Origin of the sequence: Enterococcus sp. FDAARGOS_375 (genome assembly GCF_002393265.1) — a bacterium.
GTDB lineage: Bacteria > Bacillota > Bacilli > Lactobacillales > Enterococcaceae > Enterococcus_D > Enterococcus_D innesii.
In genome coordinates this window covers 2223087-2248426 of the sequence record NZ_CP023515.1, presented here as the reverse complement: position 1 = coordinate 2248426, position 25340 = coordinate 2223087, and the positions used below count along the sequence as shown (strand labels likewise).

General features: G+C 41.3%; 20 protein-coding genes and 1 tRNA gene. 3 read left to right on the top strand and 18 right to left on the bottom strand.

Annotated features, from left to right (window positions below):
- Window positions 1-416: 416 nt before the first annotated feature.
- Together CO692_RS11945 and CO692_RS11940 are read right to left on the bottom strand one after the other, a co-directional pair.
- Window positions 417-1604 carry a tyrosine-type recombinase/integrase gene (locus tag CO692_RS11945; protein WP_226818133.1) on the bottom strand — a complete coding sequence of 396 codons (1188 nt, stop codon included), beginning with the start codon at window positions 1602-1604 and terminating at the stop codon, window positions 417-419.
- Window positions 1605-1664: 60 nt separating this feature from the next.
- On the bottom strand, window positions 1665-1901 hold the full coding sequence (locus CO692_RS11940; RefSeq protein WP_096742318.1) for a helix-turn-helix domain-containing protein: 237 nt from the start codon (window positions 1899-1901) through the stop codon (window positions 1665-1667).
- 80 nt (window positions 1902-1981) lie between these two features.
- Between CO692_RS11940 and CO692_RS11935 the strand changes: the two genes are divergently transcribed.
- Window positions 1982-2054: transfer RNA gene (locus CO692_RS11935), tRNA-Lys, on the top strand.
- A gap of 647 nt (window positions 2055-2701) precedes the next feature.
- On the opposite strand, the gene istB is transcribed toward CO692_RS11935, so the two are convergent.
- The 11 genes from istB to CO692_RS11880 form a co-directional block, all read right to left on the bottom strand.
- Complete coding sequence (gene istB, locus CO692_RS11930; protein ID WP_096742317.1) at window positions 2702-3442, bottom strand: IS21-like element helper ATPase IstB; 741 nt, start codon at window positions 3440-3442, stop codon at window positions 2702-2704.
- Entirely contained in the window at window positions 3432-4670 is a 1239-nt protein-coding gene (gene istA / locus CO692_RS11925; RefSeq protein WP_096742316.1) for an IS21 family transposase, read from the bottom strand. Before istA ends, istB begins: the two co-directional genes overlap by 11 nt.
- A 478-nt stretch (window positions 4671-5148) precedes the next feature.
- Window positions 5149-6687, bottom strand: a complete 1539-nt coding sequence (locus tag CO692_RS11920; protein ID WP_096742315.1) for a glycoside hydrolase 43 family protein — start codon at window positions 6685-6687, stop codon at window positions 5149-5151.
- A 17-nt stretch (window positions 6688-6704) separates the two neighbouring features.
- Window positions 6705-7604: an alpha/beta hydrolase gene (locus CO692_RS11915; RefSeq protein ID WP_096742314.1), complete on the bottom strand. Its 900-nt coding sequence runs from the start codon at window positions 7602-7604 to the stop codon at window positions 6705-6707.
- 21 nt (window positions 7605-7625) lie between these two features.
- Window positions 7626-8789 (bottom strand): GDSL-type esterase/lipase family protein, encoded by a 1164-nt coding sequence (locus tag CO692_RS11910; RefSeq protein ID WP_010747594.1) that lies wholly within the window; start codon window positions 8787-8789, stop codon window positions 7626-7628.
- 94 nt (window positions 8790-8883) lie between these two features.
- On the bottom strand, window positions 8884-9984 hold the full coding sequence (locus CO692_RS11905) for a glycosyl hydrolase family 8 (RefSeq protein ID WP_010747593.1): 1101 nt from the start codon (window positions 9982-9984) through the stop codon (window positions 8884-8886).
- 12 nt (window positions 9985-9996) lie between these two features.
- On the bottom strand, window positions 9997-12123 hold the full coding sequence (locus CO692_RS11900) for a glycoside hydrolase family 3 C-terminal domain-containing protein (protein WP_096742313.1): 2127 nt from the start codon (window positions 12121-12123) through the stop codon (window positions 9997-9999).
- A gap of 267 nt (window positions 12124-12390) precedes the next feature.
- On the bottom strand, window positions 12391-12999 hold the full coding sequence (locus CO692_RS11895; protein WP_081117184.1) for a YesL family protein: 609 nt from the start codon (window positions 12997-12999) through the stop codon (window positions 12391-12393).
- A 38-nt stretch (window positions 13000-13037) separates the two neighbouring features.
- Entirely contained in the window at window positions 13038-13934 is an 897-nt protein-coding gene (locus CO692_RS11890; protein ID WP_010747590.1) for a carbohydrate ABC transporter permease, read from the bottom strand.
- A gap of 18 nt (window positions 13935-13952) precedes the next feature.
- A complete protein-coding gene (locus CO692_RS11885; RefSeq protein ID WP_080646945.1) occupies window positions 13953-14918 on the bottom strand; it encodes an ABC transporter permease in 966 nt (321 codons plus the stop codon).
- A gap of 89 nt (window positions 14919-15007) precedes the next feature.
- Window positions 15008-16705, bottom strand: a complete 1698-nt coding sequence (locus CO692_RS11880; protein WP_096742312.1) for a sugar ABC transporter substrate-binding protein — start codon at window positions 16703-16705, stop codon at window positions 15008-15010.
- 219 nt (window positions 16706-16924) lie between these two features.
- On the opposite strand from CO692_RS11880, the gene CO692_RS11875 reads away from it, so the two are divergent.
- Window positions 16925-17755: a helix-turn-helix domain-containing protein gene (locus CO692_RS11875; RefSeq protein ID WP_010747587.1), complete on the top strand. Its 831-nt coding sequence runs from the start codon at window positions 16925-16927 to the stop codon at window positions 17753-17755.
- A 65-nt stretch (window positions 17756-17820) separates the two neighbouring features.
- On the opposite strand, the gene CO692_RS11870 is transcribed toward CO692_RS11875, so the two are convergent.
- From CO692_RS11870 to CO692_RS11860, 3 genes are read right to left on the bottom strand one after another with little or no spacing between them, the layout of a single operon-like run.
- The gene (locus CO692_RS11870; RefSeq protein WP_096742311.1) at window positions 17821-18837 is read right to left on the bottom strand and encodes a Gfo/Idh/MocA family protein; all 1017 of its coding nucleotides are present in this window, start codon (window positions 18835-18837) and stop codon (window positions 17821-17823) included.
- Between the two features lie 15 nt (window positions 18838-18852).
- Window positions 18853-20013, bottom strand: coding sequence for a Gfo/Idh/MocA family protein (locus CO692_RS11865; protein WP_096742310.1), 1161 nt, complete (start codon window positions 20011-20013; stop codon window positions 18853-18855).
- A 1-nt stretch (window position 20014) separates the two neighbouring features.
- Window positions 20015-20890 (bottom strand): sugar phosphate isomerase/epimerase family protein, encoded by an 876-nt coding sequence (locus CO692_RS11860; protein WP_010747584.1) that lies wholly within the window; start codon window positions 20888-20890, stop codon window positions 20015-20017.
- A gap of 284 nt (window positions 20891-21174) precedes the next feature.
- Here CO692_RS11860 and CO692_RS11855 point away from each other — a divergent pair, with 284 nt between their 5' ends.
- Complete coding sequence (locus tag CO692_RS11855; protein WP_096742309.1) at window positions 21175-21888, top strand: helix-turn-helix domain-containing protein; 714 nt, start codon at window positions 21175-21177, stop codon at window positions 21886-21888.
- Window positions 21889-21973: 85 nt separating this feature from the next.
- On the opposite strand, the gene CO692_RS11850 is transcribed toward CO692_RS11855, so the two are convergent.
- Together CO692_RS11850 and CO692_RS11845 are read right to left on the bottom strand one after the other, a co-directional pair.
- Window positions 21974-23743, bottom strand: a complete 1770-nt coding sequence (locus tag CO692_RS11850) for a family 43 glycosylhydrolase (protein ID WP_096742308.1) — start codon at window positions 23741-23743, stop codon at window positions 21974-21976.
- 92 nt (window positions 23744-23835) lie between these two features.
- Window positions 23836-25317, bottom strand: coding sequence for a GH39 family glycosyl hydrolase (locus CO692_RS11845; RefSeq protein WP_096742307.1), 1482 nt, complete (start codon window positions 25315-25317; stop codon window positions 23836-23838).
- Window positions 25318-25340 lie beyond the last annotated feature (23 nt).

Here is a 25340-nt window from a genome sequence, read left to right as displayed (position 1 = left end):
TCACGGTTTTCTGAGTTTTTAAAGCAATCTGATCAATCTTTTAAGAATTTCCTATCATTTGAATTTGGGAAACAAATGGTGTTTTATTAAGATAACGCCAGTTTCTCAACTGAAAAAAGCGCATATTTTTTTCAAAAGAATGATTGATTTTTCAACAATGGAGTGCTAAGATAATGAAGTACTTTTGGTACGGGCCGTTAGCTCAGTTGGTAGAGCAGCTGACTCTTAATCACCTACCCTCTTATGTAGTGGTGTGTTTATAAACGTTGATTTATAGAGGTTTTACTGAGGTTTACTTAGTTGATAATCTTCAAGCCTTTTAATTGCCAACAATTTGCCAACAAAATGACAGACTTTTTTTATAGTAATCGTTTAAAGACTTGCCAGTTAATTTTGATCAAGTCTTTTTTTGTTATTTATTTTTTGAATCCAAATGTATTTGCTAAATTTTCTGCAGAAGCATATTTAAAACTTGGATCAAGGTGTGCGTAAAGATTAGCAGTTGTCGTATAAGAGGCATGACCAAGCCACTCCTGAACCTTCTTCATGTGCTCACCATTTCCAATCATTATAGAAGCGGTTGTATGTCTCAAATCGTGGAACCGTATCCTTTTTATATTGTTTCTCTTGATTACCTTCGCAAATCGTTTGGAAACAAAATCTGGTCTTATGATATTGCCATTTTCCATGGTAAAGAGATAGTCGTCTTCTTCATAATTATATTCAGTTCCGAAAATCTTTTTATTTTTTTCCTTCCACCGCGCTAATTTCACTAACTCCTCTTCAACTGTTTCTATTAAAGGAACAGAACGATAGCTGGAAGCATTTTTAGTTCTGTCTTCTTTAAGAACGGTTGTTAAGTCTTCTTTATTTTCCAAAACTACGTGTTTAATGGTAATTGTCTTATTCACAAAATCAATCGCATCCCATTTAAGCCCTAAAACTTCACTTCTTCTAAATCCATAAAATACTGTTAATAGAATTATTGGATAGAGCTTCTCACCTTTGAATAGTTTAAGTAGTTTTAGCACATCATCCTTTGTGTAAAAGTTTGGCACGAAGGAGTCCTTTTTTGGTCTACGTACACGATCAGCAATATTTTTATTTATCTGTTCTGTCATAAAAGCTTCCTGTAAAGCTTTTCTAATAAAGGCGTGATAGTGTAGAGCCGTATTTCCAGTGCACCCATCGTCTAATATTTTTTGATAGAACCTTTGCAAGTGGACCGGTTTTAAGTCAGACAACATAATTCCACTTGGTCCAAAATAATCTTTTATCCTAATATCGATATAACGTTTATAACTAAAATAAGACGTTTTTGACAGTTGTTGTTTTGCAGTTTCAAGATAACTATATAGGTAATCGACAAAAGGAGTTTCGGTTCTTTCCTGTTTTAAAACAAGATAATCCTTTTGTTTCATAGCAATTTCTTGCTCAATCTCAGATATAAATTGTTCTTTTATTCTTTCAGCTCTTTTCTTATTTCCTTTCTTTTTTAGTTTGGTATCTCTCCATCGTTGAGAAGTTTTTCCAAAATCATCTTTTATTGTAACAACAACTTGGAGAGTTCCTCTTTTTTCTACAATATTCGCTCGTAATTTCAATTCAAATCCTCCTAAAACTGAAAAAAGCAAGCTATGGAAAACGCAATTCTAACACCTTTATTATACCATAGCCTGCGTATGCTCATCTGCCACATTTTGGGCATTTTGTAAGTATTCGATCACACACTTTTTAGGAATCTTGTAGTTGCTGCCTATCTTGACATGTTTTATCTTGTTCGATTTTAGTAACCCATATGCTTTATTTCTCCCTATCCCTCCTAACATTTCTCTCAACTCATTTATTCCAACCAGATCTTTATAGTTCTCAAACATGACATCATAAATGTTTCGCTCCATTTTTTTCCTCCTTAAAAAAACCATAGATTATTGTTGCCAACATTTTAAAATAGTGATACTATATCAAAGTAATAATTTTTGGGCCATTAGCTTAGTTGGTAGAGCACTTGACTCTTAATCAAGGTGTCGAAGGTTCGAGTCCTTCATGGCCCATTGGGTGCCAAACCCACGGAACAGGTAAATGTTGGTGCGAAAGCATTTCGAAAACATTTATGCTGTTCCTTTTTTTATTTTAAACATTTTCTAAACCACCTTGGAAAAGGTACACAGGAGTCTCCTCCTCCCCCTGTTCATCAGCGGGACGCTTACGTGAGTATCATTATCTTCAACAATTATCTCTTTGCCTAAAGTTTCCATGCTTTAGTCGCAACTTTTGGTTTATCGCTCCTTCAAATCTAAGAGATCTTGGCGCCAAAAGTTGCCTGCTACTTAATCACTGAAAAAAATTTAGAAAATGGGCTATTTGGTTATCAATGAGCAATAAAAGAACGAAAGCGTTCCTTTCTAAAATAGTTTTACCAAATTTTTTTCAGAATATATATAAGTACAGGATAGAATGACACATATTGAAAAGTAGTTGATCCGAAACACAAAGACTAGTGATTCTAAAAGACAGTATGTCTCCTACCTTCAATTAATTGTTAGTGATTGAAGACACCACTGGATTCATTTATCGTTCATTTTGATTTTCTTCTATATTGATAATATCCCCTATGTGCTCGCTCAACATTAGAAATGTAGGTTTTGGGCAGAATAAAAATGTAGGTTTTCGGCAATAGGAATTGTCGGCAATCGCCAGTTTAGATTTTATTTCTCATACGATAAGACTTGCCGGTAATCTTGAACACTTTGACATGATGAACCAGTCGGTCAAGGATCACTGCCGCGATTTCTGGGCTTTGAAAAAATTCACCCCATCGAGATAAGACGATATTTGTCGTAATAATCGTAGAGCGGTGTTCATAACGCATGGCCAGAAGCTGGAAGAACAAATCGGCTTCTTGTTTTTGTATCGGTAGATATCCAATCTCATCAATAATCAACACATCATATCGTGCATATCGGTTTAGTACTCGCTCAAGCGTGCCTTTCTCATAGGCAGCTCGTAAGCGTAAAAGAAGCTCATGACAAAGGATGAATAAAGGCCGGTAACCTTGATGGCAGGCTTCAATTCCTAAGGCAATCGTTAGATGCGTTTTCCCAACTCCTGGGCTCCCAATAAAGACCAGGTTCTCATGCTTTTCTACGAAACCCATGTGCTTTAAATCCAGCAGTTCACGTTTATTAATACTTGGCTGGAAGGTAAAATCAAATTCCTCTAGACTGGTCCGTTTAGGAAAGCGCGCTCGCTCTATCACGCGATTCATTTTCTGGTTATGTTGATGATTGACTTCCTTTCGCGTTAATTCCAGAAGAGCTTCCGTCAAGGAAAGCTCCTCTCGATTGGCAACCTCGATATAATTGGGAACATACTCCCGCATGTGATTCAAACCGAGCGTTTCTAGGTTGGTCATCAGTTCTTGATAATGGCTATTCTTCATCAGCAATCTCCACCAAATCATATTGTTTTAGACTTTCGCGAGTATAAGCTCTGATGTCATCGTCCTCTTTATGGCTCATGACATCTGACTTTAGGATTTGGAAATAGTCCTCCTCATGATAGTTCAATTGTTTTTTCGTTAAGGGATGCGACCGGATCAGTTCTCCGTTATAATGAATTTGTACTTGGTCTTCCTTGTCGGAGAGCTCGATTTCAACCTCTTTACCGATATAGCGAGGATCTACAGAGTACCTGCATTTACGGAAAACGACCATGGCTTCCTTCGTGACTTTACGGCTAGTAAAGTCCTCAAAATAAGGATTCAAAAGGTTTTTCGGTAATTCATGTAGGTGCTCTTTTTCGTTTGTCCACCAACGCTCATCTGGCGTCTGGTCCGTTGCCTGGGAGACTTCACTATTTAACTCAGAACATAGGTCATTCACTAGATGACATAGCTCTACGGTATCATAAAATTCATGGTTATAGACCTTCAGTCGATCAACAGTTCTGGCTAACGCTTCTACACATCCTTTTGTTTGTGGTCGAAAGGGACGACAGGCAATTGGCGTGAAGCTGGCGTCTTTACTGAAGGCATAAAAGCGTTCGTTGAAATGCGCTTTTGAAAACTGACTGCGAGAATGATCAACCACCGTCTTCATATTGTCGAACCAGATTTCTTTTGGCACACCACCGGTGTGATAGAAGGCATCATCCAGACATTCAAACAGGGTATCTTGCTTACGGTCAAAGGTTAAAGTAATGAATTTTTTCTTCGAGTAAGGAAGGACGTATAAGAAGATATTAAATTCAAAAACTTCTCCTTGATTACTGATTAAGCGCATATCTTCCTTCCAATCAACCTGGGCGGAAAGTCCCGGGTTATGCTCGACACGAATGGTGGCCTTTTGCACTTTTTCTTGTTTGAACTCGCGACAGTAAGCTTTTACTAGGCTGTAGCTCCCGTCAAATCCTTTGCGTTCGATAAATTTGAAGATACTGTAGGCACTACAATGCCCCTTGACTTTGTCTTGGATAATTTCTTTATATGGATCCAACTTGCTTGGACGTTTCTTGCGCGGGGTAGGTGTGGACGTTTCACCCTTAGCTTCTTCGTATGCATTTTTGACTGTTCGATAATCACAGTCATATTGTTTGGCTAATGCGGCATAGTTCGGTTTGATTTCGTTGATCACGTAGATCATCACTCCTTCGCGTATATCTTTTCTCATCCCTGAACCTCCGTTTCATTTGGGATAAGAAGAGCATACAAAAATGTAGGAAAACCAACAATTTTAAATTGCCATTTTCCTACATTTTATCGTTGCCGTTAACACCTAGACGGACTTTATTTTTCCCCCTTGCTCTCTAACACAGATCAGCTTCTTTTACTCGGCATTTATGATGATGCCATCCCCAAAATGGACAATGGCCCTCTCCCAAACGGAAGAAGGCCATCTAACTACTCAATATCTTTACTCTAAAGTTAGATCAGACTATTACTTAAAATCAAGTATTTCTCATTTAAACAATGTGTTCCCATAACCTACTAACACACCCTTGCAGCCCTGAAGCTGCGCCAGTTGGATCAAATTTCTTAAAAATATCCTTGTATTTCTCGCGTAACAATATCTTTCGTGTAAGACACAGTATAACATATTTCCACCAAAACAGCAATTGGCCTAGAGCTTTTCTAACAAATCCCGCTTCTTAAACTTGGTAATCAAAAGACTGAAACGACGCGGTGCCTCCAATGGTTTTCCTATTATAGATAAATAGCCCGAAACGACAGCCGCTAAAATGATCCATTTTAAATGCCACCGGATGTGCCTCTCCTAATTGCAAAAAAGTCCCTTCGTTTTGGTAATAAAACCGGGTCAAATCCGTCATTTCATGAAAATCAGCGGCTACCTTTAGCGTGACTTTTCCACTTTCCCACAAAATACGAGTGGATTTACCGTTAGTTGCCTCTTTAGGCATTGCTTGCAAACTGGAATCATCTAGTTCACGGGTCTCCATGACAAGATAATACTGGCCTTCCTCTTTGGATAAACCAATAAAACCATAAGCGGATTGAAAGGCAGCTAATCCGGCACAATCCCCATCTTTCATTTTTGTCCCATCGATTGTCACGGTGGCTGCACATTTTGGATAGCGCATCCGCTGTGTTAAGACGTTAGGCGTCGTTGTCACAGATTGTGCAAGCCGTGTCGTCGTTAATTCCACACAGCCACGTTTTGGATCCAATAAGAAGCCAGACAAATCCGGTTCGTGATTAAATTGCCATTGCGGTTTTAGTCGGTAAGGCGTTTTGGCTAACGTTTTAAAATCATCACTCCCTACAAGAGGCGAATACACATATTCCGGTCGATTGTCGGTAATAAAAAATTGCTGTGGCGTCTTTTCTTCTTCACCAAAAACTGGAAAATCGTCTTGCCAAGTTACTGGTAAAAGTATGGGTAACCGTCCTACTGCACCATAATCTTGAAACAAGATCGCGTACCAGTCTCCCTTTGGCGTATCCACGATACCACCTTGGGCAATGCCTTGATTGCAATACCCGTTATCATCATTAAAGACATCACCGCCGACAAATTCACCTTCCAAATCCTCCGCCACAAAGCAAGCCTCAATCCGTCGCCAAACCTTTGGATCTGAGTGAATCAAGAAAATGTAATACTTGCCATTGATTTGATAAAAATGAGCTCCTTCATAGCCTAACCGAGGATTTTTTTCTGAGACAATCACACGATGGATGCCCCCAGCTTTCGGGCCACTGAGATCGGGTTTCAATTCCGTCAACCAGACATTACTGTTTCCATAGACGATAAAAACACGTTCCTTTTCAAACAACACAGAACAATCATGATAGAAACCTTCAATGATTTTCTTATCCCAAGGTCCCTCAATTTTTTCAGCAGTATAACAATAGGTCAAGCCGGTATCATTGGCGACAAAAAAGACATAAAAACGTCCTTCATGATATCGTAAACAGGCCGCCCACATTCCTTTGCCATAACTGTCTTTCCCCTCTGCTAAGCGCTGGCCTGCCGTACTATCCAAGCGCTCATAGACAAATGCCGCATGTTCCCAGTGCAATAAATCGTAAGAACGTAAAATTTCACAGCCAGGCATAAAGTGCATCGTAGTGGTGACCATATAATACGTATCTTCCACCCGAATGACGTCTGGATCTGGATAATCCAAGGGAATAATCGGATTCTGAATTGTTTCAAGGCTTTTCTTCATCTGTTTTCCTCATTCTTTTAAAATTCAACGAAACGCCGGTGTAAAAAACGTAAAGCTAAATTTTGCCACTGAGCGACATCAGCATTTTGCAACGTGAGATCACCAGATGCTTGGTAGGTTCCCAACGAGAGGCCATGCTGCCCTTCTTCAAATAAATGCAACTCTACTGGCACACCTAGTTCCATCATTTTATTAGCATAACGCAAACATTGTTGCGGGTAGACAAGATCATCTTGGGCTGTTGTCCAAAGGAATGTAGGCGGTGTTTTTCCTGATAAGAAATAATAAGGGCTCGCCTCTTTCATCCGATTTTCTGTATACTCTTTGCCTAAAAAGACTTTATTGGCATGATGCATAAAATCTCGCTTCGTGGTATCGGTATAGCTGAGACTTAGGTCAATCCGAGGATCTAGATTGGCATATTTTTCTTGGACAATGAAGTCCAATAACGGATAAGCGAGAATAACAGCATTGGGTTTCAGAAGCTGATTATCGCCGGTTCCAACCCCTTCTGCTAGCCAACGATTGTGCCAATGGGTTGCTAATTGAGCACAAAGATTGGCTCCTGCTGAAAAGCCGATAATGGCAATTTTATCGTTATCAATCTGCCACGTTTCCCCTTGCAGGCGAATTTGTTTCATCAACATCGCCAAATCTAAAAGTGGATTCGGATATTGCGCATTACCAGTGGCTTCTGTTTGATAATCCAATACAAAGACTTGAAAACCGGCTTGCAGATAATGCAAGGCCACCGGTTCTTTTTCGCGATCAGAAATCCCTAGATATGCTCCCCCACCACAAATAATCATGGCCGGAAATTGCCGGTCTTTATCAATTTCCTCTGAGCCTTCATGAAGATAACTTGTATAGGATACATTGGGTTTGTTGTCATATAGTAACGTAGTAAAGACTTTCATTTGAACCCCTCCATTTTTCGCTTAATCAATACCAAGTAACGTAGCCAACTGCTGGAAATCAACCGCAGCCGCCAAATGATTCCCACCTACACTGGAAATATGCAACCCGTCGCCACTATCAAATAATTGGTAGAGTTTTTGAGAATCTTGAGGATCTCCGGCGACTTGATCAAAGTCCCATAGTGCCTCAATTGGCGCTTTATTACGCAGCCAATGATTCAATCCTTGACGCAAACTTTCGGCCTTTTCACTGTAAAAGGCTGATTGATTAAAAGGAAGAAGTGTCACTCCAATCACTGGTACTTGCCGCAAATGGGCTTCCTCAATCATAAACCGAAAAGCCGCGGTTAATTCGGCTAATCCCTCAGCGACAGGTCTCTCGCCAATCGTCAAACAATCATTAATACCATGAAAAAGGATCAAGCCACTAACTGGCCCATCCGCAAAAACGTCTGACAAAAACCGCTTCACCCCAGCTCGCCCATGACGGCTAAAGTCATCGGCTGTAGCATCTGTATCTAGCAATACCCGGTTTCCCCCAATGCCACGATTTACGAGTGCCACTTGTGAAAAGCCCTCTGTCACCAGGCGCTGTTTGAAATGATCCGTCCAAAATCCCTGTTGTGTCAACGAATCCCCAAAAGCTATCAGGGTCTGACTGTTTCCTTGCAATTGTAGGCCCGAAATACCATAGATAACGTACATTCGTGGATTCCACAACGCATTTTGAAAGAGCTGATAATTATCCAAGGGATGGGTCCAGAAATTCTCAACCCAACGATAATTCAGCACTTCCTGTTGCAAACGAGCATAACTCACTAGAAAACTAGTCAGTTGCACCGGTTTGGCTAGATAAGTAGTGATTTCTAACACTTCTCCTGGTGCAGCTGATAATAAAATAGGATCACTTGCCAACTGCTCACAACCAGGGGCTAGCTGTATTTCCGACTTTCCATGAAGAGTCAGGGGAACTACCGGTGTGCGTGCAATGAGCTCTGCCGATTTCACCTGTGCAGTCACCTTATCAAACACTAACGGCCCTCTACCATAAAGGTTAGAAAACAATACACGCCATTGATCCCCATAATGATTTAACCGAATTCGCACTACTTGTACTTGTTGTTCAATCTCGCAAGGAGCACTGCGGTAATCCTGTTCCTGATATTCCCAAATTCGTTGCCACACGCCATTTATTCCTCCTAAATGAAATTCCCTATGTAAAAAACTGGTCAGCCTAGTCTGAGATTTTCCTCAATACCTCTGCTGACCAGTCAAAAAATTAGTAAATACGATAGTTACCACTCAAAGCCATAAAGGCAAAAGCATACAAAAAATTATCATAATATCGGCGCACGCCTTTACGAAGGGGCGTTTGCCAGAAACGTGTCACAAATTCTCGGGCGATTTCTGTTTCAGGATTTGCAAGGGAGGCCGCGGCTAAGGTTGCTAGCAAGCCTACTGGATGTAAGATTTCTTCTCCAGTATTTTCCCCTTCCACAGTATAAATGTAATTTTCTGCCCCAGCTGGTAGTGCATGGAAAAATTGTTGCAAATGAGCCAACCGATCTTTGAGTACAACATCTTCACCATACCACTGCATATCAAGCGCCACATTCATGGCTGTCCGATAGGCATCACTAAAGAAATGCGGATGTTCACTTTCCAATTGTGGACTGCCATCGTACCAACTGTATTCTGGATTCAACCCAGTTTCTGGATGAATGGCCTTTTTCAAATACCTTCGACTAGCCCTCGCCGCCTCTTTCCAAAACGGCCGGTCGCTAGGTTCTGTATAAAGAGCAAATTGTTCATAAAAATGCGGTACATGATAAGAAGGATCGGTAAATTCTACTTCTGGGATGAACTTGATTAATTTATTTTCATTGTTCCACATAGGCATGCCAGGAAATTCAGTCCCTTTATGAATACAATAGTTCAACAATTCTCGGGCATGATGAGAGTAATTGAATATCCCTTCTCCATCCCCCCAGCGATTGGCTGCAAAAAACAGCGCCAAGGCAAAGAATTCTTCCCCATCCGGAGCGGGTCCATAAGCATTTTTCTGACCAGAAGGAGCGACCGACCAAGCGAAATAATGGGCATGTTCCCCGCTATCCATATACATATAAGTCATCACCCAGCGCCAAAGCCGGTCAAAGACTTCCTTTTTGTCGTACTGAACCGCCATCAACATGCCGTAACTCATGCCCTCTGTCCGTACATCATCGTTTCCGGTATCCACTAGATAACCTGCATCTGCTGTTTCAAAATAAACCTTATCCGGTCCGACAAAAATTTCTTCCCAGATTTGCGTTAAACGGTCTTGGATTTCATTTTCATCATAACCATATGTTTTAAAAAGATTCGTATATGTTTTCATCCGTTTCTCCTACTAAATTACTACGGTTTCCACAAGTGGGACTGTTGCCACAAGTGGTGCCGGTTGGCCTAATTCTTGAGCCCGTGAACATGGCGCGGTTGTCCCTAACGTAAAGGTAATTTGTTCGCCATCAAATAATCGTTCCCCCGCTTCATTAACCACAGTAAGATTGATTTTGGCAACAGGTACCGTCACCGTTTTTGTTTCTCCGGGTGCCAATGCTACACGTTTATAGGCCACGAGTTTACCATTTAACGTTTCATGTTTCGAATCGGTTTTAACGTAAACTTGTAGTACTTCTTCCATAGCGCAATCGCTGGTATTGGTAATGGTTCCCTTGATCAAGTAGTCTTTTTCTTGCGTCTCTACTTGCAGATCAGCCAAAGCAATTTGGCCATACGTCAAACCGTAACCAAATGGATACAAGGGACTTTCCTCCAAGTAACGATAAGTCCGATTTTTCATGCCGTAATCTTTGAAATCCGGTAGATTGTCAGTGGTCCGATAGAATGTCACTGGTAATTTACCACTTGGGCTAATTTCGCCAAACAAGACTTTCGCTAACGCTTTTCCACCCTGGCTACCAGGATACCAAGCATGAAGGATGGCATGAAGATTTGGATGCTCTTCTCGACCATACAGAGAAATTGCTGAACCAGCTGCCACTACCAAAATCACTGGTTTATCCAATGCTAAAATTTGATCTAACAAGCGAATCTGTTCTGCCGGCAAGCCCAACGTCTCTTTGTCACCAGAACCGTAGACATTACCGGAATCTCCCTGTTCTCCTTCGATTGTCGGATCCAAACCAAGGCACATCACCACGGTATCAGCATGTTTGGCAGCGATGATTGCTTCTGATGCTCGCTCATGAGGACGAGACAAGGTCGATTCTGCATATTCTTGGAACAAGTGACAACCTGGCGCATAATACACCCGTGCATCATCTTCCAGATAGTCTTGAATGCCATCTAAGAAAGTCACATTTCGCGAAGCAACACCAAAATAATTGCCTTGCAATGCTTCGATACTACGAGCATTTGGGCCAATGACTGCCACATTTTTTACGCTTTCTTTTTTAATCGGTAAGATGCCGTCATTTTTCAACAAAACTAAAGCTTTTTCGGCAGCCTTCAAAGATAGTGCCATATGCTCCTTACTATCATTGGCTTCATAAGGAATAGCATTATAAGGATTGGTCTCATCAAACATGCCCAAACGAACGCGAGTTGTGTAAAGTTCTACTACTGCTTGCGTAATTTCTGTTTCTGTCACCAAGCCTTCTGCTAACGCTTGATGCAAGCTATCAGAAACATTCCCTGCACATAGATTGCAACCAATCTTCATCGCCAAGGCCATGGTTTGCGCCGCATTTTCAGTATAGTGATGGTGCTCATGAACATCTTCCAAAGCGCCAAAGTCTGAGACAACATGCCCTTCAAACGCCCATTTACCACGTAAAATATCTTGTAACAATTCGGGGTGCACACATGCTGGAATCCCGTTTACTGCATTGTAGGCTCCCATGAAACTTTCCACGTCGGCTTCTTTTACAGCAGCTTCAAAAGCAGGTAGATAAGTTTCATACAAATCTTTATCATTCACTACCGCGTCGAAAGAATGGCGATCCGCTTCTGGTCCACTATGAACCGCAAAATGCTTGGCGCAGGCCGCTAATTTCAGATAAGGGCCGTCCCCTTGCAAGCCTTTGATAAAAGCCACACCAAGTCGAGACGTCAAATAAGGATCTTCGCCATAAGTCTCTTGCCCGCGACCCCAACGTGGATCCCGAAAAATGTTGATATTAGGCGACCAATATGTCAACCCTTTGTAGATATCATTGTCTCCTTCTGCGTGGTACTGGTTATATTTTGCACGGCCTTCTTCAGCAATCACCCCAGCAATTTCTTCCATCAACTGATCATCAAAGATTGCTGCTAAGCCAATCGCTTGCGGAAAGACGGTGGCAACCCCCGCCCGCGCCACGCCATGAAGGGCTTCATTCCAATAGTTATAATCCGTAATGCCCAAGCGTTGGATGGCTGGGGCGCGGAAATTGATTTGACCAATTTTTTCGTCTATGGTCATTTGTGCCACAATTTTTTGTGCTTCAACTTTTGCCTCTGAATGGGTAATCATGTTTTTTCCTCCAACATTCTTTCAACTTTACAATAAGAAACAATCCGACAATACTCTGCTACGATCAACTGGGATATACTACAAAATCATGCAGCTGATCAAACAAGAAGAGTAGTCGTTTCTGCAAGAAAAATATCCGAACTAAACTGGCATTGCTGCTACAGCCTGTAGGATTTACCGGACAGCTTCTGGAAACAGTGGTATTACAATGTATTTAGCTCGAATATTCCCGTGTTTCTGAATGTGATTTATCTTGATAATTAATCCTTATGATGCATTTTCAATGGTACAAAATCCAAATAAGCTTTCACAAATGGGTACTGTTTTTTTCACTACAACAGGTAATAACACCAGAGCAAAAACTGGTAATAGCCAAATCCCTACGATCACTACGGTATACAAGACGAGCATTTGGATCATTTTTCCAAGATGGGTTAGCGCTAAAAGACCGCAATTGCGTAAAATTATTCTTAAAGGATCTTCAAAACGAGCAATATAAGCCAATACCAACACCACCAAGGGCAAGAGAACCAACAAACAAATCCCTAAAACAATTTGGATAGCATCTGAAAGCAAGGAATAACTCCCAGCAAGTTGTTGACGATTTAGCAGAAAAGAACTTGCCAACACCAGATACCCCGTCCAAATCAATGAACTTTGGAAAAAGGACTGTTTAAATGCCTTGAAAAAAGTCCCTAAGACATAGCCTTCTTTTTGGAACATGCATTGATAAACCGTGCGATACATGGCACTAGTTGCTGCCCCCGTCGTAACAAGCGGTACTGAGCAAAGTAGCCAGAGCACGCCTACCAATAAGTAATCGGCTACCAAACTCAACTTGTCCATAATCGCTTGACTATTTCCAGATTTTCTCATAATAAACACCTTTTAAAACCTTTCTTTTAAGCCTTAAATTAACCCTTAACCCCACCAATAGTCAGACCACTGATAAAGTATTTTTGCAAGAATGGATACAGGCAGACGATTGGCAAGGCTGTGACGATTGTCGTAGCTGCCCGTACCGAAGTTGGGGTCACCATGCCGCCACCACCTGCTTGAGCGGCATTTTGCATATCATTGGCGTTGGCCCCTTGACTTGTTACAGAAGACAAGAGTTTCATCAATTCGTATTGCAACGTACTAAGTTTTTCATTAAAGCCGTTGTACAACATCGCATCAAACCAAGAGTTCCATTGACCAACAGCGATAAATAAAGCAACGGTTGCCAACACTGGTTTACACAATGGCAAGATAATGCTCCAGAAAATCCGGATATGACTGGCCCCATCGATTTTGGCACTTTCGACTAAACTTTCAGGGATTCCATGGATATAAGTCCGGATAACCAATAAGTTAAAAGCACTGATCATCCCCGGCAAGATATAAACCCAAAATGTATTCGTCAAACCGATTTTATTCAACCACATGTAATTAGGAATTATCCCAGCATTCAAATACATGGTGAAGATGAACAATAAAGTAACCGGTGTCCGAAAGATAAATTCTTTTCGGCTAAGGATATAAGCCAACAATGATGTTAAAAACAATTGTGATAAAGTAGCAATCACCGTTCGAGCCACCGAGATAAAAGCTGCGTTTAGTAACGATTGTTTGGCTAAAACAGCTTTGAAATTATCCAAGGTAAAAGTTCGTGGCCACAGATAAATCCCTCCACGCAAAGCATCTAGTCCGTCGTTAAAGGCGACTGCTAAGGTGTTTAAGATTGGATACAGGGTTGCCAACGTGAATAAAATTAGAAAAATCCACTTAAATATATCGAATAGTCGATCTGAAATCGCAACTCGTTTCATCTTTTTTTCCTCCTCTGATTAGAACAAACTTTCTTCGCCAGCAACTTTGGCAAGTTTATTACCTAATGTAATCAAGATGATACTGATCACACCATTGAAAATCCCGGCTGCTGTGGCAAAGGAGTAGTTGTTCAAGCTAATCCCATATTTCAACACGAAAATATCAATAGTTTGGGAAACTTGTTGAACTAAGCCATTCCCTAACAAGTATTGCACTTCAAACCCAGCATTTAGGATATTTCCGATATTGATTAATAAGAGGATAAAGATTGTTGGTTTAATTCCTGGTAAAGTGATATGCCAGATTTTCCGCAAGCGGCTGGCACCATCCATTTCGGCGGATTCATACAGTTCTTCGTTGATAGCTGACATCGCAGAAAGGTAGATGATACTTCCCCAACCAGTACTTTTCCAAACATTAGAGAAACCAACAATCCACCAGAAATATTTCGGTTCGGAAAGGAAACTAATCGGCTTGTCTACAAAGTTAAATTGCATCAGTAGTTGGTTAATAATCCCCGTTTCAGGACTCAGCACATCCAACACGATCCCTGTTACAATAATCCATGATAAAAAGTAAGGCAGATAAGAGACAGTTTGCATGATTTTCTTTAAATGTTTATTTTTGACTTCATTCAATAAGACCGCAAAGCCAATCGAGAAAACAAAACCCAAAGTCAAATTGATTAAACTCATTGCCAAAGTATTGCGGACAACCCGTAAAAAGTTTGGATCAGCAAACAACATTCGGAAATTTTCAAGTCCAATCCATTCTTGATCAAAAAGACCAGTACCAGGACGGTATTTTTGGAAAGCCATCAACCAGCCAGATAACGGTGCATAATTAAAGAAAAGAATGTAAATGACAAATGGCAGACAAAGTAAACACAGATCTTTTTGAGCCCAGACACGTTCCCAAAATGTTTTTCGTTTTGCTTTTGGAATACCCTCGTTTGAATCTAACATCGTTGAATTTCCGCTCATTTCTTATTCCCCCAAATCTTCGAGTATGTAGCAAAGCAAGATTGTGGGAGTTGTTATTTTCACAACTCCCATCACCTCGCTACAGCAGACTATTTGTCAACTTTTGCTTCTAGTTCTTTTTCGATTTCTACCCGACGTTTCACTTCTTTAGTCAATGTATCTTCAAAGGCTTTGTAATCGATTTGACTATCATAAGCATTCATATAATCTTCCCAGTTTTGTTCGTAAGCTGCTGGTCCGCCCATGATGACTTTTGGTAACCATTGCATTTTCACTTCTTGCATGTTTTGACTAGCAATCCCAGCTGGATCAGAAGAAGTCCATTTGTTCCGTTCTGTATAGATTGGGAACCATGGTTGAATTGGATCTTGCAAGCGTACCATTTGAGTCCAGTTGTCTACTTTATAAGCATCCAACACTTCTTTATCGATATCAGACAATGTTTTGCGGAATTCAGAGATTTGTTCAGAAGGCAAAATTGTATTTTTTCCATCTGGCAAGTAACCACGGTAACCAGGCATATAACCAAACGCTACACTATTCTTTTGAACATAATCGGTATCTTTCCAATTTGCCCATTGTTCGTCAGTGCGGTAGAACATGCCGTCGTCGTCAACTTCATAGTCAACGCCTTTTTCGCCCCAGTTGCGTAGGATCATCCCTTTTTCAGAAACCATGTCGTCCCACATTTGCAATACGCCATCAACATCTTTACAGCTAGTGGTAATCCCAATCCCACCTTGAGTAGACAAGACGCCACCTTCTCGGTATTGTGGTTGAACATTTTCATCCAAAGTCAAATCAAGAGGTGCCCAAGTTAATTCATCTTTTCCTTGAGAAACCAATGAATCTCTTGCAGATTGGAAGTTCCAACCTTGGTCGATCATCCCCAACACTCGACCAGAAGATAATTTTGCAATATACTGGTCATATTTAGCAGTAAAGGTTTCAGGGTCAATCGTTCCTTTTTCAAATTGTTCAGACAAAATCTTGTAGTATTCTTTGGCTTCTGGAATTTTGTCATATACTTTTGCTTTCATTGTGTCTGGATCGACAATAGCTGCGCCATCATTTGGATATCCCGCTAAGAATTGCGGTGGGTTTTCCAAACAGAAGTAACGCCAGTCATCAGATAAGATTTCAAAACCGATATTTTTTTGACCATCAGTATCAGGATTTTCAGCTAAATACTTATTGATCAAATCAAAATACTGTTCGACAGTATTAATTTCTGGATAGTTCGCCCATTTGAGGACACGTTTTTGAATCCAGAAAGCTTCGCCACCATAACTAGTTGCCGTATCCACGGTACCATCTTTTTGAGCAAATTGTGGAATCGTATAAATATGGCCATCATTATCAGCTTTAATTTTTTCCCATTGAATATCACTTAATGTGGCTTTCAAATTCGGATAGTCATCTAGCTTATCCTCTAAGGGAACATAAGCTCCAGCATCAATCATCGCTGAACGACCATCGGAAGCATCCACGATATCTGGATACTCGCCACCAGATACCATAACCCCAATCCGTTCTTTTGCAGTTTGACCCGTCAGCCAGCTAACTTTCACTCGCCAACCAAATTCTTCTGCAAAAACATTGTTTAAACGAGAATCATCGGGAACTTCAGAACCAGGTACCGCCATAAAGGCTGTATATTTTTTATTGCCATCACTATCTGTGGCTTGCGTGCCACCATCTTTGTCTCCTTTACCATTTCCACTACCGCACCCAGCCAATAAGGCTAGTGCCATTGCTGTCACTGCAACTTTTCCAAACTTTTTCATGTGTTTCCCCTCCGTTGGTATGTTTAAATAACAAACATTGATGCATAAAAAAACCTTGCGACACAACTTCCTTCTAAACCCTGATTCAAATAAATTAATAGCGCTTACTTCTCTTCCTTGATTCAACTTTACTCTGAAACGCTTGCAAAAACAAGACAATTTCAGTACACTAATAGACGTAATCAGTTGACTATGATTTCTTAAATGGGAGGGTTAAAAATGACTGAATTGGAATCCTATCACTTCGGGGAAAAAATTTCCCACGTGGAATATCATCCGGAGAATCTCAGCTATCCTGAGCATCTTCATCGGAGTTTCGAATTATGGTTTGGTGAAACTGGCGAATTTCTATTGACAATCGATTCTGAAATTCACACCTTAAAAGCTGGCGATATCGCCCTAATTCTCCCCTATCAAACCCATCAAGTAGAAGCTGAAATGGAAAACTCTGGTCATATTTGGATTTTTTCTCCCGAGTATCTAGAAGACTATCTTCCATTAATTAAAGGGAAATCCTTCTTAAATCCTGTCATTCCGGTGGGACGCACTAAATCTAATCAGCTCTACGATTCATTATTTGAGAGCAACTCATTTTTTAGACACAAAGCCGCTTTATATGAAATCTTATATCTATATGAGCAACATACCAAGCTAGTCAAAACACGAGGCAAAGAGAATATTTTAGAATTAATTCTATTGTGGGTCTCTTCTCATTTTCAAAATGAAGTTACTTTGAGTCAGCTGAGTGAAGATATCGGCTATAGTAAAGATTACGTATCCAAGGTCATTACCCAAAAACTTGAGTCCACCTTTCCAAAACTAATCAACCAGTACCGCATCAATCAAGCTTGCTATTTACTAGCAAACTCCGATTATTCTATAACAGAAGTCGCTAGCTTATCTGGTTTTCAAAACACGCGAACCTTCAATCGTAATTTTTTGCAGAAAATTGGTCACTCCCCAAAAGATTATCGGAAAAATGCCCGTAGCGGACGAAAGGAGCCGACATTGATTCGCTTTGACAATCTCTACTACCAACAATTGTTGTAGTAAATTGAATGCACCTCAGCAAAAAACCATGAAGCACTAGTCCAACTAGTCTCCATGGTTTTTTACTATTTATTCAGTTGAACCCACTGCCCACTACGATCCGACTCATAAATCCCACAAACCATCTTCAAAGAATCCAACGCATCCTCAACGGCGAGGTACTCTGCGTGAGGATCTGGCAAGCCGACTAACTGATTGACAAAGGCTCGTACAAAGTGCAGGTGTCCTGCTCCCCAGTAAGCTTTAGCTACTTCGCTTACCATGCCTTCTTCAAGAGGTGCCGCTACGTCATTGACTACCAGTTTGTCAGCGGTCAACACCACTCTGGCTTCTTCAAAATCAAAGGTGACGGATGGGGCGGGATCTGAAGAGTAGTTGTTGGAGTCATGAATGACCACCGGCACGTCATCTGGAAGCACTGCTGTCGCCATCGCCGCGTCTTCTACTTCGATGGTTTCCTCCAAAAGCGTGGTCATTATCTTGCCTTTGATTTTCTCTGGTAACTCAATCATCCAAGTCACCACATCTAAGGTATGGATGGCTTGATTGATCAAGGTACCCCCACCTTCTTTTTTCCAAGTACCTTTCCATGATGCCGCCTCATAATACCCTTTATCCCGATGCCAGGTTAGCTCGCATTTGATTCCTTTTAACTGCCCGAAAGCTTGTTGGGAAATCATCGTTTTCAGTTGGGCATAGGAAGGGTTGAAGCGATTTTGATAACACACGGCATAATGCAAGTCTGGCTGTTCCTCCCATTTGGCTAAAACCTGTTCAGCTTCTTGGACCGTTATGGCCATCGGTTTTTCACATAGGACATGTTTCCCGGCTTCAAAAGCTTGCAGGGTCATTTGGCCATGGAGATAATGCGGCGTAGCGATGATTACTGCGTCAATCTCACCATTTTTTAGCATGTCTAGGTAATTCCCATAAAAACTACAGCCATGTTTTTCCCCAAAGCGTCGCCCTTTTACTTCATCTATGTCGCAACAAGCCGTCAACTGGGCTTCTTGAATTTTCTGAAGGGCTTCTGCATGGGTACCGGAGATATTGCCACAGCCCACAATTCCGAATCGTATCATCTTTTCACACTCTTTTTAGTAAGTATTTTCAGTATCCAAGACTTTTTCTTTCACATCTTTGTCTTTTGAGCCCGCAATTTTCTTGTTTAACTCTTCCAAGAACAACTCCTCGTCAATCGGCAACTCAACCCATTGGCCTAACCAAGAAGAGAGGTGAATGGCGTTAGAAATGGACAAGCCATAAATCCCATCTGTCGCTGGTGCCACCAGTTTTTCGCCAAAGAGAATATTGTTGACAAAGTTTTGCGTCACTCGCAAATGGCCGGTGCTGCCGTCAAATTCAACAGGAATCTTGATTTCCCAAACTTCCGGTTCGCCAAAGCCGCCGGTGTAAGTATCGTTCCATTCTTTTTCATCGGTAACGGTCCGCCAGAATTTCAACTGTTCATCTTCAATCACGATTTTTCCTTGAGAACCCACGATTTCAAAACGATTGGTCCCAGGCGTTTCCGTAGTGGTTGTCACAAAGACCCCAGTGGCCCCATTTGCGTATTCACAATAGGCCGTTACTTCTGTTTCCACTTCCACATCCCGACGTTTGCCATAATAGGCAAAGGAGAAAATCCGTTCCGGCATGCCACAAATCCATTGCCACAAGTCCAATTGATGGGGATCTTGGTTTAAGAGGACACCGCCACCTTCCCCTTTCCAAGTGGCCCGCCAGCCGCCAGAATTGTAATAGCTTTGGGACCGATACCAGTTGGTGATGATCCAGTTGGTCCGACGCAATTCACCGATTTGACCGGATTCTACGAGTTCTTTGGCCTTTTGATAAGTCGGGTTCATCCGTTGGTTATACACCAAAGACAAGGACAGTTCTGGATGTTTTTCTGATTCTTCAATCATTTCCCGAACTTTTTTCGTATACACCCCAGCCGGTTTTTCTATTAAGACATGTTTGCCTGCTTGCAAACCTTTAATGGCAATCACAGGATGATCATAGTGGGGCGTAGAGATAATGATTGCGTCCACTTCTGGATCTGCCAACAAGTTATCCACATCATCATATAATTTGAATTGATCCCCGTATTGTTCCTGGATACGGTCCAATTTTTCTGGATTGCTATCACACAATGCCACCAATTCAGCGTTTTTTAATTCACCACCTAAGACATTGCGCATATGAAAGGAGCCGATATTACCGACGCCGACGATACCGATTTTTACTGTTTCCATATTAGTTCCACTCCTGACCCATGTTTTCCACAAGGATTTTTTTCAATGCATTACTAGCGACAGTGAACAGTTTTTCACCATCGGATTTTGTTTCTTCAATGGAGACGCCCTCTTTTTCCAACGCCGCAAAGCCATCAAAAATTGACAAATGGGGTTCCAAGGAAGCAAAGCCTGTAAAGCCGTTTGCCACAAGTGCCCGCAAGACAGCTTCCACTTGCCCATCGCCAAGTCCAGCCGGTGTGACTTTATGATCTGCGAAATGGGCATCTTTAATGTGCATATAGCCAATTTCATCTTTTAATAATTCATAGGCATGGGGATAGACTTCCACATCACATTGGACAAAGTTGGCCGGATCAAAGGCCGCTTTGACTTGTGGATTGTTCAGTTCGGTCAAAAGTTTGGCACAACGTTCTGGAATATCTCCGTAAATGTCTTTTTCATTTTCATGAAGCAAGGTAATTTGAGGATAATCTTTGGCTACCTCTAAAAATTGGTTCCATCGCTTCACCACTTCTTCGTGAAAGTCGTCGGCAGGTTTGCCTTCTGGAATGAAGAAACTAAACATCCGGACATAGGGACTTTCAAAAGCTACTGCTACATCGAGAACATGTTTGAATAACGCTAAATGCTCTTCAAAAGGATCCTCAATACTGATTTTACCGATGGGAGAGCCGATGGAAGAAATCTTGATCCCGTTTTCATGGAGTGTTTCTTTGTAAGTAAGTACTTGATCCAACGTCAATTCACTGACATTGACGCCATTGATGCCTCGGACTTCGATATGGGCAATGCCGTTTTCTTTCAGTCCTTTGATTTGTGTATCTAAGTCACTTGCGATTTCATCTGCGAAACCGGTGATGGTGAAGTTGTTCATTAAATGAACCTTCTTTCTTGTTTTGTTACGGCTATTATACGTACATTTATAAATAATAAAAACGCTATAATGTGACCCATTTCATGCTAGATGTGATATCATCAGAGAAACTTGCGAAAAAGGAGTGACCCCCGACGAAACCAGTAGCAACGATTCAAGATCATCTTCATTCAAAAGATTTCGATTTTTATTATAAAGATTCCTGTTTCGAAACCCCCATCACATTTTTACCAGAGTACCACTACCATGATTTTCATGAGATCTATTGTCTATTAGATGGGGAAGTGGATTACTACGTGGAAGATTGTGTCTATCATATGCAACCAGGAAATATCCTGTTAATTCATCATCATGATATCCATCACATGATGCTAACCTTACCTTCTGCCCGTTATGAGCGCGTTTTCTGTTATTTTGACGAATCTTATTTACACCGTTATTCTTCCGCTAAAACAGATTTGACGTTATGCTTTTCCCGTATCAATAACCGCCAAAGTAATTTTTTGCCTACAAGTTTAACCGAAGTTCGACCTTTTATTCAAGATTTACAAAAACATAGTGCCTCTGAAGAATATGGTAGTGACTTGCGCTATACCCAATGTTTTAACGAGTTTCTGCTTTTTCTCAATCAACGCTTTTTAGCTTTGCAAAAAGAAAATACTCCCTTGACGAATAGTAAAGAAAATCATGTTGTTCGCCACGCCATTCACTATATCCAAGACCATTTATCAGAGCCCGTCAAAGTCGAGACCCTAGCCAAAGCCCAGTTTATTAGCCGCGAACACCTTACTAGGGAATTTAAGCGTCATACCGGCTTTAGTCCCCATGCCTACATCCAAAAACGGAAACTGCTCTATGCCAAAGAGCGTTTATTAGAAGGGGCCACAATTACGATTGCCTGCAACGATGCTGGTTTTACTAATTATTCTCATTTTATTAAAGCCTTTAAAAAGGAATTTGAGCTGACTCCTCGTCAATTTCAACAACAAAACCTTTAACAATCTGATTTTGATTGATCCTTTGCAACCCGTGATTCAAAAAAACAGCCCGTGAGTATTTAGTCTCACAGGCTGTTTTTACGCTTTATTTTACCTTTACTTTTACTTGCACCAAAGATAACTCAGGATTGACATCCATTGCTTCCGTCATTCCCAAAATTGGCTGTCCATCTACATCAAAATGTACCCGCCGGATACCTGAAGAACGGGGAGCATCGATACCTGGACGTGCATGATAAGTGTTCCAGATATTGCCTTCTTCATCTTCTACATAAGCATTGTGTCCAGGTCCAAATTCTCCTGGAACATTCAGAGAAGTCAACAATGGGTAATTTGATTTTTCCCAGACCGCTGGATTGAGCAAGTCACTGCCAACTTTGGCTTTTAGATACCCCACACAATAGCTACTGTCGACAGCTGCGCCGGAAATGGTTAAATAGATGTCTTCTCCTCGATACAAGGCATAGGGACCTTCATCGACAAAGGTATGATTATTGTCCCATCCATAATCTGGTTTTGCTAAGACTACTGGTTCTGTCAATAATTGCCACGGTTGATCAGGATTGAGCTCCGCAAAATAAATCCACGCACCTAAATCCACTGGAAAAAACTGACGTTGCGACCAAGCGGCATAGATTCGGCCACTATCTTTAATCACCGTCATATCCAAAGTGATGCCTCCTGTAATCAAAGGCGATCCATCTGCTTTTACGACTTTTTGCGGTCGCTGCCAATCTGCTAGCACCAAGGGATTGCCGCCTTCTTTCAAAGCCATTACGTGGGATTGTTCCTCTTCAAAAGGACCTGGTGTTGCACCGTGGAAAATATACAAACGATCATTAATAATATGAAATTCTGGTGCCCACAAGAGATTGGCAATTTCAGGGTACATCTCGCTATCCAAAATCTTCATCTCTTGGGCAGTAACTAACTCAGCAATCGTCTTGGCTTTACGGATATAGAGACTACGGTTATCATCATAATCATTCGTGGCAATAAAGTAGTATTCCCCTTGCCATTTGCCGATACAAGGATCCGCGCGATAAGTCGCAATCGGGAAAGAAAAATGTTCCTGATGCACTTGACCCTTTGCTACAAAAGCTTTTTCAGTAGCACTTGCTGGTAAATCAAACCAATCAATTCCGGCTTGGCGACTCGAGCCATCACTATAGCGCAAGGTTGCTTTCATCGTGGTAAGTTCTTCCATGTTTTCAACAACGACTTCATCCGGTAAGTCCACAGTGATATGATGGGGTGTTATCAATTTTTTTTGTAAATAGTCTCCTTGTTCCTCACTAATGGTCAAACTATTCCTCGGAATTGCCCCTTCAATATCCGTTGCTACTTCCAAAAGTGGTTGCCACTGAATGGCAACCTTTTTAGTCTCATCCACATGATCTAAGCTTGGGGTCGTCACTTGATAAGCTTGATCACAGCTATCTAACCACCGGATTTGATACCCTTCATCCGTATAAGCCAATTGAACATCCATCAGAGGCATTTCACTTAGGTGGAGCAAAGGTAGTTCTTGATACTGAATAAAGTTTTCCGTTTCAAAAACTAAAATGCTACCCACACTGGTTTCATCCAACGTTCCATCGGCATTTACCCGAATCCCGATGATGTAAAATTTCTCTTTTCCCTGACAAATCCAAGTTTTTTTAAGGGCTTTTGCTACTAAAAACCCATCTGGTAAAGAATGTGCTTTGGCAAACAAGACCCCAAAGTTTTGATTTAATGGCTGAAACACTCCTGATTCATCTGCCAATGCTAAATGCATCGCCAATCCCAGCCGAGTATCATAAAGCTCTGTTTCTTTAGCTTCTCGTTGATAATTCAATAATTGATAACTCATAGTAGCCTCCTAAATATAATAATTGCGAGTAGTTTGATTAGTGGTCCACACACCAATTTTCAAACCCATCAAATCCAAATAAACAAATTTTCTTATCTACCAGCCAAGACTCGTTGATAATCATAGCCTCGATCAGATGTTTGCTTTCTTGGCCGCGCCTCGAAATAATGAACTCCATAAGGCTGTACAGTAAATGAATAGCTGTTAGACGTGACCGTGGTAGTCACTTTTGGCTGAGCAATTTGCTGCAAAAGCGCTCTTTGTTCAGCACTCAAATTGGCTGGCTCTCCCAAATCATGCCAACTTTGCAATGGGTTGGTTGTTTGTTGATCCACCACTTCTGAAGTGATACACCATTTTTCAACCTCTTCTGGGAAATCTAGTTGGAAAGACATCGCTTCAGCTGTTAAATTCCAAAAAACGCCAGCAAAGCGCTCCTTGCCATCTGAAGTTACTATGCCGTGTTCCCCTTTATAAAGACAGTTCTTTTGTAGTTTTTTATAAAAAGCAAAGGTCCAAAAAGTTGGTTTAGGAATATTGCCATTGGCGACTAGCCCAAAACCTCCATGAAACGGTGTGAAGGGAACCCCCATTTCTTCAAAGATATCCCCAAACGTCCAATAAGAATACGAGGCACTGGTTTCTCCTAATCTTGAAAGCAACTGAGCGATATAGGCTGCGTTCAAATTCGTATCATGCAAAGGGCTATCCGGCCGATAAGACGTATTGAACTCCGTAATATGCATCGGCAAGCCACGATATTCTGGATAGTCATCGATAATACTACGGGAAATATCCAACTCAGTCAGGGATTCCTGTGCTTCTCGCAAAGTCACATAGCTATAATGTCCGGCGGTCTCTGGATCAGAAATGGTGTAAAAATGGCGGGTCACCGTATCAATCGCCAATTGTTCCTCGTGACAAAAGGCCATAAACTGTTGTAGCCAATTGATATCATCTACCCCACAAATCGCTGGTCCCCCAACTTTGAATTGGTCATCGACAGCTTTCACCGCCAAAAAAGTTTCTTTGAATAACTTAAAGTATTCGGTCATATCAGCATCTTGCCAAAAACCTGGCAAATTCGGCTCATTCCAAACTTCCACCGGCCAAGTCACTACCTCAGCCCGACCATAGCGTGTGATCAAGTGTTGTAAGGTCGCTTGGACTAATTGGCACCAACCTTCGTATGAGCGAGGCGGGGTCACGTTTCCCTGCCAATAAAAGACCGTCTGATCCCCAGAAGCTAGTTTTTGTGGCATGAAGCCCAACTCTAAATAGGGTTTTATACCCACTTCTTGATAAAAATCCATCACCATGTCCAAGTAGGTAAAATTATATTCCGCGACTTTTTGTCCCGTTTCGTCTTCGTATTCTTGGTAGATTGCCATGTCATCGCTAAATAAACCATGACCGCGAATATACTTGAACCCAATTTTTTCTTGTACGAGACGTAATTGTTCTTGGTATTGCCGCTGTAGAGCCAAGCCCATCCGGCCAGTACCAATACAATCATCCGCAAAATTGTGAAATGAGCTAACTGTCATATTTTTTGTCAATTGAATAGTTTCCATTTTTTCTTCTCCTCGTAATAGTT